Consider the following 2032-nt stretch of genomic DNA (forward strand, 5'->3'; position numbering starts at 1 on the left):
AAAAGAAAGATTATAAAAGCGTAATAGCTTAGAATCTTCTTTGGTGTCGTTTTTCTCTAAATTCTCAAGTAAGGTTTTATTTTGAGAATAATTAAATTCTATAACGCTTTTATAAAGTTCTTTTCTTGCATTTAAATAAGTATTTGTGATTTTATCTTTGTGCAATAAGAATATAGTATAAAAGCTAGAATGATAAGGAAATTTTTCTTCGTTAAATAAGGCTTGATTGTTTTGATTAAAACTTGTAAAACTTTCACAAAAATATAAAGCTTTTAATAAATAAAATTCTGAGTTAATGTGGATGTTATCTATTATATCTTTTAGTTTTAATGCTTTATAATCTTTTGATATGCTTTTGAGTAAGCTTTTTTCATTAAGTAAAGATGGCGTTTTTTTAACATCATAAAAAGGATAGTAATAATTTTTTAAATCTTTTGAAATCTTACCATCATAATATAATTGAATTCTTTGCATATTTTTAATTTGTGTTTGATGACAATGTGCTAAGTTATGATAATATTTTTCTTCAGAACTTAAATGAGTTTCATATTCTCTTATAAAATCAATAAAAGAAATACCACTATCTTTTAACCAATCTTCTATTTTAGAATTAATCCACCAAAGAATTATCATACTAGTGCCAACAATACTAATGGCTGCTAAAACACCTAACAAGGTGCTACTTGTAATTGCTATTGCACTATAAGTTGTAATGGCTGCTGTTCTTATTATCGGTATTCCTATTGTAAAAATTTGTGAAGCAATAATTTCAGAACCAATTTTTACAGAAACTTTTAAACCATCTTTTGTTTTTTGATATTCTATTAAAGCATCAATTCCACTAAGGGTATTATCTGCTCTTTTTATGATGATTTTAAAAGGGAGTAGGTAATCTTTAGAGCCAATATCTGTTACATCATCTAAAAAACCAGTGATACCTTTCATGGCTTGAACTTCATTTTGATGCATAAAATTTTCCGTTTTATTTGCATCTTCTATTTCTTTAAGTAGTTTTTCTCCTATTTCATCTACACCTGCATCTTTTAAAAGAATTTGCAATTCTTTTTCTGTTTCGTTTAATTCTTTTCTAGGTAATTCTTCTTTTTGCAATTCTTCGTTCATTGTTTACACTCTTTTAGTTTAGATTGTAGGGTATTGAGCTGATTGATTTGTTTTTGATCGAGTCTGAGTTTTGGATAATTATTGTTTATATTTTCTATTTTCATTTTAAGATAATCATCTTTATAGGCAATAAATTTAATTTTTGAATTTATAAGATTGATATATCTATCAACTGCAATATTAATTTTTTCTATGCCATTTAGAATTGCTATGGTTTTGGGATTATTTAAATCACAAATAGGAGCTATTGAAAGTTCTCTTAGGTACATATTATTAGCAAACGCACCATCTAAGCCAATCAATAGATTAATATATGTTACAATTTCTATTATTTCAAAATCATTATCATTTTTTTTCAAAAAATCCTCTTCTAAACGAGTATTTAGAAAAAATAAAAAATCTTCAAGTGCATCAAATCTTTCCTTATCAAATAAAAAATAAGTTTTATGTCCTATAAAAGTTTTTTCATTATCTAAAAGATAAAGTATAATATCCATATTTATTCTTAAAACAATTCGACTAGCTTTTCTTGAAAGTTCCTCATCTTCATCTAGGAATGAATAAATAGTTAAAATTCTTATATCTTCAATACTAGTTTGTATCATCTTAAGATTTTTAATAATCATTTGTGTAACTTTTTCTTGATTATAGTTTTCTTTGCTTAAATTCTTAGCATATTCTAATTCTTCCTTGCCTTCGTTTTCACTCCATTTGATTAAAGCACTAAGATTTTCTCTTGCTTTATTTTCATTAGCTTCTTTAAATTGTAAAGCTTCTTGGATAAAGTTATAAGCATTGCTAGCAATTATGATAAAAACTAATACAATAAAAACTATAATAGAAATTCTTTTTGATATTTTAAGCAATTTTTTTACCTTTAAAGTTAGTATTATTTATTATAGCATTATTA

Annotated in this window: 2 protein-coding genes; both read right to left on the bottom strand. The window is 24.7% G+C overall.

Annotation, left to right across the window (positions count from 1 at the left end; genetic code table 11):
* Positions 1-1122, bottom strand: a 1122-nt coding sequence (locus CAMP18497_RS08115) for a hypothetical protein (protein WP_263661762.1), incomplete at its 3' end; no start/stop codon positions are given.
* The gene (locus CAMP18497_RS08120; RefSeq protein ID WP_263661761.1) at positions 1119-1988 is read right to left on the bottom strand and encodes a hypothetical protein; all 870 of its coding nucleotides are present in this window, start codon (positions 1986-1988) and stop codon (positions 1119-1121) included. The genes CAMP18497_RS08115 and CAMP18497_RS08120, both read right to left, overlap by 4 nt.
* Between the last annotated feature and the right edge of the window lie 44 nt (positions 1989-2032).

The organism is Campylobacter sp. W0066.1 (assembly GCF_024723635.1).
In the GTDB taxonomy this organism is placed as follows: Bacteria; Campylobacterota; Campylobacteria; order Campylobacterales; family Campylobacteraceae; genus Campylobacter_D; species Campylobacter_D lari_C.